The sequence below is a fragment of the Buttiauxella sp. 3AFRM03 genome, assembly GCF_003675305.1.
GTDB classification, from domain to species: domain Bacteria; phylum Pseudomonadota; class Gammaproteobacteria; order Enterobacterales; family Enterobacteriaceae; genus Buttiauxella; species Buttiauxella ferragutiae.
The window spans coordinates 3,224,109-3,237,998 of sequence record NZ_CP033076.1 but is presented as its reverse complement, the minus strand read 5'-3'; the positions used below and the strand labels follow the sequence as shown (position 1 = coordinate 3,237,998).

Here is a 13,890-nt window from a genome sequence, read left to right as displayed (position 1 = left end):
ACTCCTCAGGCTGTCTGGACATGGCGCTGACGTAAGTCAGTGGAAATCTGCGCCATCATCGGGTTATTCAGGCGGCAACGGCGAATCGCCAGAGCCAGTAACAAATGGAATACGGCTGGCAGCAGGGTTTCCAGCGCCGTAATGCCGGAGAGCGACGCCGCCGTTTGGTGCTCAGGGCCAGGCTGATACGCCACGAAAATAAACACCAGGCTGATGATTCCAGCACTGGCGGCCCAGGCTAATTTGATGAAGAACAGATTGAAGGCGAAGTTCATACCCGATGAGCGCACGCCGGTTTTCCATTCGCCGTAGTCATCGGCAAACGCCATGATGGAAAAGTGCAGTGGCAGCGTAAAGCCGAGGATCACGCCGTTGGCCAGTATTACCACCAGCCATAACGTCTGGAACGCCGCGCCAGTGGGCAACAGCCACATGCCAACGGCAAGTAGCGCCAGCACCAGGTTGGTGTAGTAATAGAGTTTGACGGTATCGAACCGCTTCGCCAGCGGGTTGACGATCACCGCACCGAGAATCGAGGCGAAGGTCACCATGGTGAAGAACAACGAGGCAAAACCGGCGCTGCCTTGCAGCACGTAAGTGATGAAATACATGTAGCCGCCGCCGCGCAGGTTAAAGACGTTGATCAGCAAGAATGACATCACCAGACTCAACAATAACTGGTCGTTTTTGCGCAAGCCCGCCAGGTGTTCGCGCAGCGTGAACTTGCCCATTAACGCCAACGGCACCCGTTCGCGCACCCAGAAGAAGCAGCACAGGAACATCACCACCGCCACTGCGCACAAAATGCCGACACCCATCTGGTAACCTTTGGCGGCATTACCCTGGCCGATGATTTCCACCAGCCACGGCAAGCCAACCGACACCAAAAAACCCGCCACGCCGCACAATACAAAACGCCAGGACTGGCAGGAAATCACCTCGTCGTGGCGCGTCGTCATGGTGTTGATCAGTGCGCAATACGGTACGTTGATGGCGGTGTAACTGACGGAAAGTAAAAGATATGTTCCGAAAGCCCAGAGGATTTTCATGTTGTAACTGAGATCCGGCACGGTGAACGTCAACACACCGATCACGCCAATTGGCACCGCAACCCATAACTGCCACGGACGGAAGCGGCCAAAGCGACTTTGTGTTCGGTCAGCCAGAATGCCCATTAACGGATCGGAAATAGCGTCAAAAACACGCAGTGCGATAAACAGCGTGCCGACAATAGCGGGAACATCGGTGTAGAAAAAGGTCAGGAAATTCATGATAAGACAGGTAATAACGGTGCCACCCGCATCACCTAATCCGTAACCTATTTTCTCGCGTATGGAGAGCCTGCCGTTTAACGCCGAAGTAGCAATATTATCTATAGCGGTAGAGGTCATGATAAAGCCTCGCATCGGGTAAGAAGTCTGGAGTTATTATTTTTTGTATTTGCAAAGTACCCGAATAATTTTGCATTCAATCTCAATACCAACAAGGCGATAACAAAGTATAAAAAGATGACAATTCCGACCTGAAGATAAAACTGTGAAGGAGATCGCCAAACGCCGTTAACAATCCCATCGGGCAGTTTATTTTATCTACACTGCCGCAGTGTGAATGGATTAAAGGAGAATATAATTGTTTGATTTAAAAATATCTTTACCCATTTCAGTGCAAAATGGCGGCTTGTTTATTTCGCGTGGCATCGGCAGCCATCCGCAACGTGAACTGGACTCATGGGAATTAATTTTCGTTGAAAAAGGGACACTTACGATCCGTGAGGACGACACACTATTTAGCGTCAGAGAAGGTGAGAGTTTATTACTTTGGCCACATCGAAAACACGTCGGCACAGGAACCTTCCCGGCAGACTTAAAATTCTACTGGCTTCATTTTGAACTCACTCCGCAGTGTGACAAAAAAACAGATTTTCCGGCATCGTTAATCTCGTTACCCCAACACGGGCAAGTTCTTAATCCCCAATACGTTATTTCGTTATTCCGTCAGTTTTTAAGCGAACAAGAATCCATGACGCGCAGCAGCGCACTGGAATTAATTTTATTGCTGATCATGCAGCAACTTTCCGTGGCGGCGCACGACAGTATACAGGCCGATAACAGTGGCGCGGCCCTTGCCTACAAAGCACAGCAGTTAATTCGCACCCAATTTCATTTGCCAGTTTCCACCTCAACACTAGCCAGCCAGCTACATTGTAATGCGGATTATCTTGGCCGCGTTTATCGCCAGACTTTTCAGCTAACCATTACCGATGCCATTCACCGCCAGCGCGTGTTGTGCGCTGAAAAAATGCTGATTACCGACTCCTGCTCATTGAGCGAAGTCGCCGAACGTTGCGGATTTCAGGATGTGAGTTATTTCAGGAAGGTGTTTCGTAAAAAAATGGGATTAACACCCGCCGCCTGGAAGCGGCGTTATTGTAAGGTGCATATAAATTCGGACTGAGGCTTATTTCTGCTTTGCCTGCATACAATAAAACAGCGGTGTGCCATCGTAGCTGAACAAATAACTCGAAGCATTTTCACGCTCAACTTGCAGGCTAATACCGCGTTCACGGTACAGGAAGAAGTCCGGTGTTTGCGGGAAATACTGGCCAAATAAATTCTCAACGCCGCTGCTTTCTGTCGAAATCATGATGATATTGTCATCCTGATGCCAGTATTTAAAAGTGAAGTGGTTATTGGTATTCAACTCAGGCTTACCTTTTTCATGAAGTTGCCCAAGCGACGTGTAAACTCCCTTTCCGTTTTCAAAGGTAAAATGGGTCAGCATTTCATAGACGATATTTTCGCCAATAATGGTCGCAGTCGCATCACAGGAAAAGTGATCGCGTTTGTAAGACTGGTACCAGGCAAAAAGTAATGGCAACGCAATCAATACAATAATCAACACCCAACACATCCCCCTTTTTTTAAGCTTCATAGCGATCTTTCCTGAATATGTAGGATTGGCATTCTGCATTACTGTATTCAATTTTTCGGTTACACAGCAGTACCGACAAACCCTGCAGAGAACGGTTAAGGGTCAAATAAGCGACACCGCCAGACTCACAGGCAAGGGGATAACGTTTATCCAACAACTTAAAAGTATGCAGACTTTTCTCCTCGCCAGACCAGGAAGAATAAAGAGCACAACCGTTGACCTGCCCTATATAGCTGTAATCGGAATAGTGGGATTCACCGCCAGACTGTTGGTGATAAAGCACACCGCAGGAAATAATAAATGCCACTCCAGCAGCCAGATACGCCCAGCGTGAATAGTGGCACGCAGCAAGGTTGTGAGGCTGAACGCCTGGCTGTTCAACTTTAGGCGCGGGCGATAAAACGGTAGCCTCCACAGGCGTAATAAAGTCAGTTATTGTTCCCTCACGTAGCGTGGCAATTGATTTAAACCCCATTTTTGGTACGGTTTTAATGATGTTTTCCGCAAGCCCCGCTGACTGAAGCCCTTTTCTTAGCGATGCGATACTTTGATAGAGCGCATTAGTGGTGACCACCGCACCGTGCTTTTCCCACACTTGCTCAAAGAGAAATCTCTGCGTTAATACCTGTTGGTTGTGGCGAAGCAAAAGCAATAAGCATTCACTTGCTGGCGTGTGGATAACCACTTTGCTGCCAGGCTGCCCATCCATCGGCCGCAGGCTGTGTTCGTCCGGGTCAAACAGCACGGTTTCATTGATTAAAAAGACGGTGTTCATGTTGTCATCCTCGCCACAACCTATTCGGTCAATAAAGCCTTTTGCATGAGTTTCCCTGAGAAAAAATCTTATTCAGATTTTTTCCTCTTAAAATCAATCCATTACAAGAGCAGCATCCGTAGCCACTCTCTGTGCGAGCAGACTTCTGACTAAGTATAAATCATATAACATCACTCCTCCTTGCGGAGGAAATCGCTATGCTGATGCCATCTCAAAAACGAGCGGTTCAGAAATTACCCCTTCAGGGTTAAGGAATAATTTCACCACGCCACATAGCGAGTGATGCGCTGAAATAGATTTCTAAAACAATCCATTAACTTTTTAAGCAGAACAATATTCTATATATATCAATGAATTCGATATTATAACTTGAGCCATAAGATAATGATGATATTTTAGATTTAAAAAACGACATTCATTCCATTTGCGATATTTTATTCCTGTAATTCAAATTACAACGAAGCTAAATTCCATAAAAAGCCAGAATGTGACGATGGACTACTCTGCTTACCCATGAGTTGTAAGTATTCACCGGAGTCATATAATCCATCCTTATAAACAGTAGGGCTTATAGGAAATGAACACGAGCAAGGGTGCCACAGTCGGATTTATTTTATATGAGCATGAAAAATATGGACTATCAATTGCATGGATTTATGATCGGCAAAGAAATCCATTTCGATATTGATAATGGAAGGTTGTATCGCCTTCCTTCTAGCAGTACAGAACGTAATTTTATTTTTGGCTCGATTTTCTTTAATGAAACCATGCTACAGCTATTTATTTATCTGTTGCTTCATGCGCGCCATAAGAAAGTGACCAAAGATGAATTACTCAAGAATGTCTGGGAAGAAAATAACCTTATTCCATCAACGCAACGTTTATGGCAGGTATTAAACAATCTTAATAAAAAGCTACATCTGCTGGGGTTACCCGGTGATTTCATTCAAAATATGAAAGGGAGTGGCTATATAATAAATCACATTGATGTCATACCCATTTATTACAAATTAAGTGATCTCACCCTTACCTCTGGGAAAGAAAAGGATTAATACCATAAGGTCGTACCTTGAGTAAGTGCGACCAACGTAGGATGCTTTTGCCCTGACTATGGAAATACTCAGGGCCCTTTTTTTTATAAATATCTTCACTGGTAACTGGTTTTGCAACCTCTCCGTTCGAAATTCAGTTGCCGGTGAGGGTATTTATAAAAGGTATTACCACTTGTATTTTTAGAATGATAGCAATCTTTATATAACAACGCTCACCAAAGGCTCTGGGGCCATTACTGGATAAAACATGAGTATAACGAATACATTTTCAAATTTAAAAGTCAGCAGAAAACTCAGCTTAGGGTTTGCTGTTGTTTTTGTGATCACAATTATTATCGTGATGACTGGGATGCTGGGTCTGCGAAACGTCTAGGATAAAATAAGCAAAAGTGCCTTAACTGTTGAGTTAAATAAGAACCTGACTGCGGCACGGTTAAGCCGAACCAATTACCAATATACCCATGGTGTTCATTACCTTGATCAAAACAGCAAAGCATTAAATCAACTGGCAGAAACGGTTACCCAACTGAAAAAATTGAGTTGGGCACCAGACAGTATGGATGCCGTGCTGAAAACAGAAAGTGCGGTGAAAAGTTACCTGGTCAGCACCCCTCCATTTATTAATGCGCTGAACCAAACGAAGCGTGATGAAGAACGTCTGGATTCAAAAGATCTGTATAAAAAGTCTGTTATGGCAGACAAACTCAGCCGCAGCCAAACGCTGCCAGCAGAACAACGCACTCAAGTAGCTCAACTGGGCTTTATATTTAATGACATCGACTCGATGTTAAATGATTACAAAACCCTACCCACTGAGAAATCGCGAGAGATTTTACAAACACGCTTAACCGCAGGCATTGCCCATGCCGAGCAATTGCTTCCTTTGCTACCCGCATCTGAGCAAACATGGGTACAGGCGGGTATCGCTGAAGCACAGGGCTATGTCACTGAGCTGCCTGCGTATCTTGCAGCGTGGACACAACAAAATACACTTTCCGCACAGCTCACTGACCGGGCGGTGGAGCTTACCCGCGCGATTAATGTGCTGTTCGATCTCCAGCAGTTGAAAGCTGAAAAAGTGGTTGCGACATCTGAGTGGGAAATGTCACTCGTTGCTCTGATTGGGGTATTGGCAGGTGTATTGATAGCGCTGGCGATCACCCGTTCGATCACCCGCCCGCTTAACCAAACTCTGTTAGTCGCCGAGCAAATCGCCAAAGGTGACCTCACCGGCACACTGGAAAGCCAGCGCGGTGATGAACTTGGTTTGCTGATGCAGGCGGTGTCGACGATGAATAATAATCTGAAGGATATCCTGCATAACGTACGCGATGGCGTCGATAGCGTCGCTCGTTCGTCTTCGGAAATTGCCGCAGGAAATATGGATTTATCTTCGCGCACTGAGCAGCAATCCGCAGCGGTGGTGGAAACCGCCGCCAGTATGGAAGAACTGACTTCTACCGTCGCCCTGAACGCTGAAAATGCTAAGCATGCCCGCCAGTTAGCGGAATCCGCCTCGCAAAAAGCCAATGAGGGAAGCCAGATTTCAAAGATGGTTATCGACACCATGAAAAACGTGCAAAGCAGCTCGCACCGTATTTCTGAAATCACGACCGTGATTAATAGCATCGCCTTCCAGACTAATATTCTGGCGCTGAATGCGGCGGTTGAAGCGGCGCGAGCTGGGGATCAGGGGAAAGGTTTTGCCGTGGTCGCTGGTGAAGTACGCAACCTGGCACAACGAAGTGCGCAGTCGGCAAAAGAGATTGAATCGTTAATTCACGAATCCGTTTCTTATGTCGATTCAGGTTTCCGCCTGGTGGAAGGTGCTGGGGTGGCGATGGACAACATCGAAACGTCAGTTATCCAGGTGAGAGACATCATGAGCGAAATTGCCGCAGCCACTGATGAGCAGAGCCGGGGGATTTCGCAGATTGCGCAGGCAATGGCGGAAATGGATACCACCACGCAGCAAAATGCGGCGCTGGTTGAAGAATCTTCGGCTGCCGCCAGCTCACTTGAAGAACAAGCAGTACAACTTGAAAAAGTGGTGTCGATATTTAGGGTTTCAAAAAACCAGGGTGAGACAACAACCGCTCGTCCATCTACTCACAACTTAGTCACTGCAATGCCAACCAGAACAGCTGCGCTCAACAATAGAGATAGCTGGATAGAATTTTAAAGTTTGTTTTTATTGTGCCAACACCAGAGAAATAAAGGGCGGGAAACCGCCCTTTCTGACTAATGACACAACTGGCGTATATGGTGGATGACGCTAACGCTTGTCCACCCTACAAAGTCATAATCGAACCGTAGCTCATACAGCAGCGTCATCCGAAAAAACCGGTTCATCCGCCAATTATTTCTTCTTATTCAACAGCGACTTCAAATCAGCGAACGGGTTGTACGTCGCTTCGCCAACGTCTTTTTGCGCGTCTTCACCGGCAACTACCGTGGTGCCGTATTGGTCGGCTTCGGTGTATTTCGAGTGCTCGTGGTCGTGACAATACAGGCACAATAGCTCCCAGTTACTGCCATCTTCCGGGTTATTAGTGTGGTCATGGTCGATATGGTGAACCGTCAGTTCGCGCAGGTTTGAATAGACAAACTCACGCGAGCAACGCCCGCATACCCACGGGTAAATTTTTAACGCTTTCTCACGGTAGCCACTTTCCAGCCGCGTGTAGTTTTTTGGGATCAGTGCCATGGTTAAGGTTACCTGGTAAATAATGTAGGGTTATAACTAGTTTATATTCCCTCTTTATCAATCCCCAAGCGTTTCATGCGCGAAAGCAAGGTGGTGCGTTTTAGCCCCAGCCGTTGTGCCGCACCACGCGGGCCAGCAACTACACCGTTGGTCTCTTTTAGCACACGCAAAATTCTCTGCGCCTCATCTTCCCCTTCACGAATTTCTTCGCTCGCCACCAGACGCGCCGGTTTTTCTTCCGGCTGGATGTAATCCATTTCCGGCAAAGAAAGGTGCAGCACATTGCCGCGAGTCAGCAGCACCGCACGTTCAATGACATTTTCCAGTTCACGAACGTTGCCCGGCCAGTCCATACGGCTTAACGTACGTAAAGTTTCAGCCGGAATACTGTCGATATTACGGTTCATACGATGAGCGATTTTAAAGGTGAAAGATTTCACCAATAGCGGAATGTCTTCCGGGCGCTCACGCAGCGGCGGCAGCGTAATGGGGAACACGTTCAGGCGATAATAAAGGTCACTACGAAATTCGCGCTCGACCACCATCTCTTTGAGGTTGCGGTTGGTCGCGGCAATTAAGCGTACGTCCACCTGCTGAACTTTGTTGCTACCCAGCCGCTCAAATTCCTGCTCTTGCAGCACACGCAACAGTTTAGGCTGCAGTTCTAGCGGCATATCACCGACTTCATCAAGGAACATCGAGCTTTTGTCGGCCAGTTCAAAACGCCCGATACGCTGAGTGTTCGCACCAGTAAACGCACCACGTTCATGGCCGAACAGGTCGCTTTCCAGTAATCCAGCAGGCATCGCCGCACAGTTAATTTTCACCATGCGGCGGCTGTTACGCTCGCTGAGGTTGTGAATCGCCCGGGCAATCAGCTCTTTACCGGTGCCAGTTTCACCGAGGATTAGCACCGTACTGTCGCTTTTCGCCACCATTTCAACTTGTTTGAGCACGTTGGACATCACGTCGCTGCGGCCAATAATCTCGCCAAAATCACTGGCGACATTATTGATTTGCTCGGTGAGGTAGAGGTTTTCGTCGACGAGATTTTCTTTTAAGCGATTGATTTCCTGGTACGCCAGCGCGTTGTCCACCGCAATGGCAATTCGCTCAGCAATCTGGCGCAGCAGTTTAAGGTTTTGCGGGGTAAAGACCCCTGCCTCGCATTGCGCCAGCTTCAGCACACCCAGCATGTTGTTGCCAAAGGTCAGCGGCAGCAGGCACAAAGTCTGGATTTGGTTGCCCCACATTTCAAACAGCATGCGCTCATACGGCGCGAGTTGGTCACCGTGATGCAGATTCAAAAGCAGCATTTCACCGCTTTTGAATACGCGTTCGGAAAGCGTACCCGCCAGTGCCACATCGCTCTGGTCGTGGATAGACGACTGCTCTTTCACGAAATGCGTGGAGTAGACGGTCAGGCGGTCTTTGCGGTTGCCGCGCAAAACGATGCTGATGGAATCTATCGAGAAATAGTGATGAATTTCGTTGGCGATTTCGCTGATCAGTTCATCGAGATCGAGCCTGGAGAGCACGGAATTAGTCACGGCCACCAGGATACGGAAATCGTCACGTTCGCGGCACAGTTGCTCATAATCGTGGCTGGAATCGAGCCGCGACTGGATTTGTTCTGCCACCAGCCCAACCACTTGCGCCAGCGTATGCAGGCGATTAAGTTCTTTGTCGGTCCAAGGAGCGTCGTTATTACGAATAAACTCGCAGCCGCCAAAGATTTTACCTTCAGCCGCCAGAGGCAGCAGGCAATAGCGACTAAATGGCGCATACAGCTCAAGGTTCATCACCTGCGGCCAGGTGTCGTTAAATTCTTCTTCGGTACAAATCAGCGCTTCCGGGCGCGACAGTACACGCCGCACGGGCCCATTAGCCAGCACCATTTCATCTTCGTAATGCAGTTCTTTGCCGTGTATATCCAGGCCATAAAAGGCCACACGCTGATGCAACGGATGGTAAAGCAGAATATTCACTCTGTCCGCCAGTGCGCCCTGCTTTGCCATTTGTGTCAGGCAGTGGGCAAGCGCCGGGAGATCAGGTTGCTGCAACAGGGTGCGCGTTATATCAAATAAACCCTGTTGCCCGAGATCGCTCATCGGTGTGTATGGCATTTTGCTTATCCAATTGGTAGTGCGGAGGCGGTGGATGACGCTGGCGCTTATCCACCCTACGAAATCAAACGCCGGCGATTTGTATTATGAAACCGCTCAAGTGTAGCCAGGACGGCACTCGGCGTTCCTGGCTTAGGTCAACAAATCCGTGGTAGCGGCTCTGAATGTGGCAAATCGAGTGTCCGTTTTACGCCATAAAGACCGGCGACTCGCACGCCTTTGCGCTCGACCACCTCACCAATAATAACGGCATCTTGCCCCAATGGATGTGCTTGTAAAGCCGCGAGAACACTTTCTGCGGCGTCCCTCGCAACCGCAATCACCAGTTTGCCTTCATTAGCAAAATTCAACGCATCAAGGCCAAGTAATTCACACACACCACGTACCGCAGGGTTCAGAGGTAACTGGCTTTCGGTGATTTCCATGCCGCACCCGCTTGAGGCAGCAAACTCATGCAGCACAGCGTTTACGCCACCGCGCGTCGCATCACGCAGCGCTTTCACACCCGCAATATTCAACAAGGGCGCGATTAACGGAGTCAACACCGCGCAGTCACTCATCAACGCACCTTCTAAACCCAACGATTCCCGCAAGTTAAGGATAGTCGCTCCGTGGTCGCCCAATGTTCCGCTAACGATTAACACATCGCCTGCGCTAATGTGTTGTGCACCCCAGCTCAGCCCGGCAGGAATGGCACCGATGCCCGCAGTGTTAATAAACAGCTTGTCTGCCGCGCCGCGCTGCACGACTTTGGTGTCACCAGTTACCACTGCGATACCCGCCGCTTTGGCGGTTGCCGCCATACTGGTGACCACGCGTTCCAGGGTTTCAATCGGCAAACCTTCTTCAAGGATAAACCCGCACGATAACCAGCGCGGGGTCGCGCCGCTGACGGCAACGTCATTCGCGGTTCCGCAAATGGCTAACTTGCCGATATCACCGCCGGGGAAAAACAATGGGTCGATAACGTAGCTGTCGGTCGAAAAGGCTAAGCGGTCGCCGCTGGCGGTTAACTCAGCGAGCGGTAATCGCGCCTGGTCTTCTTGTTCTGCCAGCCATGGGTTATCAAACGCCTGCATAAACAAGTCGGCGATCAACTTTTGCATTGCCTGTCCGCCACTGCCGTGGGCTAATTCGATTGTTTTCATCATTTTTTACCTGTGTCGGACGGCTATGTCGGATGACGCTAACGCTTATCCGACCTACATTGGACTCGTTTTTGTAGGTTGGATAAGCGTTAGCGTCATCCAACGAAAAGATTTTATGCTTCGCACTCCTGACCGCGATACTGATACCACGCGGCACATGCGCCTTCGGATGACACCATCAACGCGCCAAAGGCATTTTGCGGGTTGCAGGTTTTGCCAAACATTGGGCACTGGTGCGGTTTGCAACGCCCGGTGAGCACATCACCACAACGGGCGAGCGGGTCGTCGTAAACCTGCTGCGGTGCGGGTTTGAAATGGTCTTCGGCATCAAACTGGCGATAACCTTCTGTCAGTTGAACACCAGAATCACTGATAGTGCCAAGCCCGCGCCATTCGGCATCACCGCGCACAGTAAATACTTCGGCAATCGCCTGCTGCGCAAGGTTATTACCCGCATCCGGCACCACACGTTTGTATTGGTTTTCCACTTTGCTGTGCTGATGGATTTTCTGCTCCACCAGCATCACCACGCCTTGCAGCAAGTCGAGCGGTTCAAAACCGGCAACCACCAGCGGGCGATGATGTTGAGTGGCAATAAAGTCATAGGCTTCTGTGCCTATGACCATGCTGACATGGCCTGGTGCCAGGAAAGCATCAATGCCGTTGTCGGGCTGCTCCAGCAGACTGCGCAGTGTAGGAATCAGCGTTATATGCTGGCAGAAAAAGTAAAAATTGTTGATGCCCTGCGTTTTGGCTTGTTGCAGGGTGATAGCCGTGGTCGGCATGGTGGTTTCAAAACCGAGGCCGAAGAACACCACTTTGCGCTCCGGGTTCTGGCTCGCCATCGCCAGGGCGTCCATTGGCGAATACACCACGCGCACATCTGCACCACGAGCTTTGGCCTGCATCAGTGAGCCATTTTTGCCCGGCACGCGCATAGCGTCGCCAAAGGTACAAAAAATCACTTCGGGATGGCTGGCGATTTCGATACATGCGTCAATACGGCCCATCGGTAACACGCAAACCGGGCAACCCGGCCCGTGGATAAACTCAATGTTTTCCGGCAGCAGTTGATCGAGGCCAAACTTAAAGATGGCGTGAGTATGCCCGCCGCACACTTCCATAATGCGCAGCGGGCGTTGTGCTGTGTAGGCCAGCTTAGGCGCACGCTCACGCAGTACGTCTATCAACTGCATGACTTTTTCTGGCGCGCGGTATTCATCAACAAAATGCATCATCCGCGTTCTTCCCCAAACAACAGGCCGCCGACATCGGGTTCCACTTCAAACATGTTTTGCAGCGCATCGAGCGTGTCACGAGCTTCGGCTTCATCAATAATCGCCATCGCAAAACCGACATGCACCAGCACCCACTGGCCGATTTGGGCGTCGCCCACCAGCATCAGGTTGACATCACGCTTGATGCCGCAGACGTCGACTTTGGCGCTGCCATCCGGCAAGCGTTCGACGATTTGACCCGGAATGCCTATGCACATCGCTGCGTCTCCAGCCAGTTCAGCCATTCGTCCATACCTTCACCGCTCGTTGCAGAAACCAGCAGGATTTCAATATTCGGGTTCACCTGGCGAGCGTAGTCGAGGCACTTCTCAACATCGAACTGCAAATATGGCAACAGGTCGATTTTGTTGAGTAGCATTAATGAAGAGGCGGCAAACATATGCGGGTATTTCAGCGGTTTGTCTTCGCCTTCGGTCACCGAAAGCACCGCCACTTTATGGCGTTCGCCCAAATCAAAACTCGCCGGACACACCAGGTTGCCGACATTTTCGATAAACAGAATGCCGTTGCGCTCAAGCGGCAGGCGTTGCATGGCGTCGCGGATCATCTGCGCATCAAGGTGGCAGCCTTTACCGGTGTTCACCTGAATCGCTGGCGTGCCGGTGGCGCGAATGCGTTCGGCATCGTTTACGGTTTGCTGGTCGCCTTCAATCACCGCGCAAGGTACACGGCCAATCAGGCGTTTCAGACTTTCCGTCAACAGTGTTGTTTTACCGGAGCCGGGGCTGGAAACCAGGTTCAGCACCAGTTGCTGCTGTTTCGCGAACTGTTCGCGGTTATAGATGGCGAGCTGGTTATTTTTATCCAGCACGTTGAGTTCGATTTCCAGCATCCGGCGTTGAGTCATACCTGGCGCGTGAGTGCCTGCGGCACCATGGCCATAATGCAGGTCGCCTTGTTCATCGGCGGTGGGGGCAAATTTAACTCCAGTGATTGGCGTTAAAGCCCGTGCGGCTGGCGCGAAAGGTGCGCTACGGAATCCAGAATGCGGGTTGCGCTCGTCGCCTTCTATATACAGGTTGCCTTCAGCGCAACCACAAGTACTACACATGATTCGTCTCCTCTACTTCCAGACGCTTAATCTGCACGCCATCATCGGCAACGATGCGTAAATTGCTGCCCTCGCACAACGGACAACGCCGGACTAGCTGGGTTAACAAGGTGATGTGCTGCTGGCAGTCATAGCACCAGCATTCCGCTTCTTGCTGATGGATATGAAGCTGGCAACCTTCAGCGAGGGTGTCGCGGCACACCAGTTCGAAACAGAACTCCAGCGCGCTTTGTTCAACGCAGGAGAAGGCACCCACTTCCAGCCAGACGGCGGTGACACGTGTCGCGCCGTGTTGTCGGGCTTGAGCTTCGATGAGTTCCAGTGCGCGTTGGCAGAGAGTGATTTCGTGCATGTTGCCTCCGGGGTATCTGGGGGGAGGTAATGCAAGGATGGTGCCAGGGTTTATATCCATTTCTCTGACAGACCGAATTTATTCCGTTCACTGAAAGTTTACCGATCCCTGAACTTACCGAAACGGTGAACGTATCAAGGGTGCTACCGCAGCACCCTTGATAATCCCGGCTCCCGGCGATTTATGCCGGACTCAAAGGTCAACGTCAAAAGCTAAGGTCAAAAGCCGAACCGGTTTTGACCTTGAGTCCCGGTATAAATTGCCCCAGCGTTACCCATAAGTCAGGGCTGAGCTGCCGGGAGCAGCGAAAGAGAGCGATCGCCGGGAGCGAGTCGCGAACGACCCTGAACGTTGGGGATAAGCTGGGGTTTACCGCGCAGCGGCAATTTAATCACCGGGCGCCGGGGTCGCCAGGGGGCTGGCGTGAGCCACCTGGCACGTTCACCGTTC

Annotated in this window: 13 protein-coding genes; 3 read left to right on the top strand and 10 right to left on the bottom strand. The window is 50.1% G+C overall.

The features are described from left to right. Nucleotides 1–5 precede the first annotated feature (5 nt). Entirely contained in the window at nt 6–1,391 is a 1,386-nt protein-coding gene (locus D8682_RS16485; RefSeq protein WP_121814712.1) for an MFS transporter, read from the bottom strand. Nucleotides 1,392–1,629: 238 nt separating this feature from the next. On the opposite strand from D8682_RS16485, the gene D8682_RS16480 reads away from it, so the two are divergent. Further along, the gene (locus tag D8682_RS16480) at nt 1,630–2,454 is read left to right on the top strand and encodes an AraC family transcriptional regulator (protein ID WP_121814711.1); all 825 of its coding nucleotides are present in this window, start codon (nt 1,630–1,632) and stop codon (nt 2,452–2,454) included. A gap of 3 nt (nt 2,455–2,457) precedes the next feature. On the opposite strand, the gene D8682_RS16475 is transcribed toward D8682_RS16480, so the two are convergent. Both D8682_RS16475 and D8682_RS16470 read right to left on the bottom strand, forming a co-directional pair. Further along, nucleotides 2,458–2,931 (bottom strand): hypothetical protein, encoded by a 474-nt coding sequence (locus tag D8682_RS16475; RefSeq protein ID WP_121814710.1) that lies wholly within the window; start codon nt 2,929–2,931, stop codon nt 2,458–2,460. Beyond that, on the bottom strand, nt 2,921–3,706 hold the full coding sequence (locus D8682_RS16470; RefSeq protein ID WP_121814709.1) for a winged helix-turn-helix domain-containing protein: 786 nt from the start codon (nt 3,704–3,706) through the stop codon (nt 2,921–2,923). Before D8682_RS16470 ends, D8682_RS16475 begins: the two co-directional genes overlap by 11 nt. Nucleotides 3,707–4,323: 617 nt before the next feature. On the opposite strand from D8682_RS16470, the gene D8682_RS16465 reads away from it, so the two are divergent. Next, nucleotides 4,324–4,758 carry a winged helix-turn-helix domain-containing protein gene (locus tag D8682_RS16465; protein WP_332879862.1) on the top strand — a complete coding sequence of 145 codons (435 nt, stop codon included), beginning with the start codon at nt 4,324–4,326 and terminating at the stop codon, nt 4,756–4,758. Between the two features lie 565 nt (nt 4,759–5,323). Beyond that, nucleotides 5,324–6,940 (top strand): methyl-accepting chemotaxis protein, encoded by a 1,617-nt coding sequence (locus D8682_RS16460; RefSeq protein WP_238392774.1) that lies wholly within the window; start codon nt 5,324–5,326, stop codon nt 6,938–6,940. A gap of 177 nt (nt 6,941–7,117) precedes the next feature. Here D8682_RS16460 and yajD read toward each other — a convergent pair whose 3' ends face one another. The 7 genes from yajD to hypA form a co-directional block, all read right to left on the bottom strand. Further along, a complete protein-coding gene (yajD, locus tag D8682_RS16455) occupies nt 7,118–7,465 on the bottom strand; it encodes an HNH nuclease YajD (RefSeq protein WP_064542459.1) in 348 nt (115 codons plus the stop codon). 41 nt (nt 7,466–7,506) lie between these two features. Further along, nucleotides 7,507–9,591 carry a formate hydrogenlyase transcriptional activator FlhA gene (gene flhA, locus D8682_RS16450; protein WP_121814708.1) on the bottom strand — a complete coding sequence of 695 codons (2,085 nt, stop codon included), beginning with the start codon at nt 9,589–9,591 and terminating at the stop codon, nt 7,507–7,509. A gap of 137 nt (nt 9,592–9,728) precedes the next feature. Then, nucleotides 9,729–10,739, bottom strand: coding sequence for a hydrogenase expression/formation protein HypE (gene hypE / locus D8682_RS16445; protein ID WP_121814707.1), 1,011 nt, complete (start codon nt 10,737–10,739; stop codon nt 9,729–9,731). A gap of 113 nt (nt 10,740–10,852) precedes the next feature. Continuing rightward, nucleotides 10,853–11,974 carry a hydrogenase formation protein HypD gene (hypD, locus tag D8682_RS16440; RefSeq protein WP_064542568.1) on the bottom strand — a complete coding sequence of 374 codons (1,122 nt, stop codon included), beginning with the start codon at nt 11,972–11,974 and terminating at the stop codon, nt 10,853–10,855. Then, on the bottom strand, nt 11,974–12,234 hold the full coding sequence (locus tag D8682_RS16435) for a HypC/HybG/HupF family hydrogenase formation chaperone (protein ID WP_034499454.1): 261 nt from the start codon (nt 12,232–12,234) through the stop codon (nt 11,974–11,976). Before D8682_RS16435 ends, hypD begins: the two co-directional genes overlap by 1 nt. Beyond that, on the bottom strand, nt 12,225–13,088 hold the full coding sequence (gene hypB / locus D8682_RS16430) for a hydrogenase nickel incorporation protein HypB (protein WP_121814706.1): 864 nt from the start codon (nt 13,086–13,088) through the stop codon (nt 12,225–12,227). Before hypB ends, D8682_RS16435 begins: the two co-directional genes overlap by 10 nt. Continuing rightward, entirely contained in the window at nt 13,081–13,440 is a 360-nt protein-coding gene (gene hypA / locus D8682_RS16425; protein ID WP_064542445.1) for a hydrogenase maturation nickel metallochaperone HypA, read from the bottom strand. The genes hypB and hypA overlap by 8 nt, the downstream gene beginning before the upstream one ends. Between the last annotated feature and the right edge of the window lie 450 nt (nt 13,441–13,890).

Coding starts and splice junctions, on each gene's coding strand:
- hypE (WP_121814707.1), bottom strand. CDS start 10,739: ATGAAAACAATCGAATTAGCCCACGGCAGTGGCGGACAGGCAATGCAA.
- flhA (WP_121814708.1), bottom strand. CDS start 9,591: ATGCCATACACACCGATGAGCGATCTCGGGCAACAGGGTTTATTTGAT.
- D8682_RS16470 (WP_121814709.1), bottom strand. CDS start 3,706: ATGAACACCGTCTTTTTAATCAATGAAACCGTGCTGTTTGACCCGGAC.
- hypA (WP_064542445.1), bottom strand. CDS start 13,440: ATGCACGAAATCACTCTCTGCCAACGCGCACTGGAACTCATCGAAGCT.
- D8682_RS16475 (WP_121814710.1), bottom strand. CDS start 2,931: ATGAAGCTTAAAAAAAGGGGGATGTGTTGGGTGTTGATTATTGTATTG.
- hypB (WP_121814706.1), bottom strand. CDS start 13,088: ATGTGTAGTACTTGTGGTTGCGCTGAAGGCAACCTGTATATAGAAGGC.
- yajD (WP_064542459.1), bottom strand. CDS start 7,465: ATGGCACTGATCCCAAAAAACTACACGCGGCTGGAAAGTGGCTACCGT.
- D8682_RS16485 (WP_121814712.1), bottom strand. CDS start 1,391: ATGACCTCTACCGCTATAGATAATATTGCTACTTCGGCGTTAAACGGC.
- D8682_RS16435 (WP_034499454.1), bottom strand. CDS start 12,234: ATGTGCATAGGCATTCCGGGTCAAATCGTCGAACGCTTGCCGGATGGC.
- hypD (WP_064542568.1), bottom strand. CDS start 11,974: ATGCATTTTGTTGATGAATACCGCGCGCCAGAAAAAGTCATGCAGTTG.
- D8682_RS16465 (WP_332879862.1), top strand. CDS start 4,324: ATGAGCATGAAAAATATGGACTATCAATTGCATGGATTTATGATCGGC.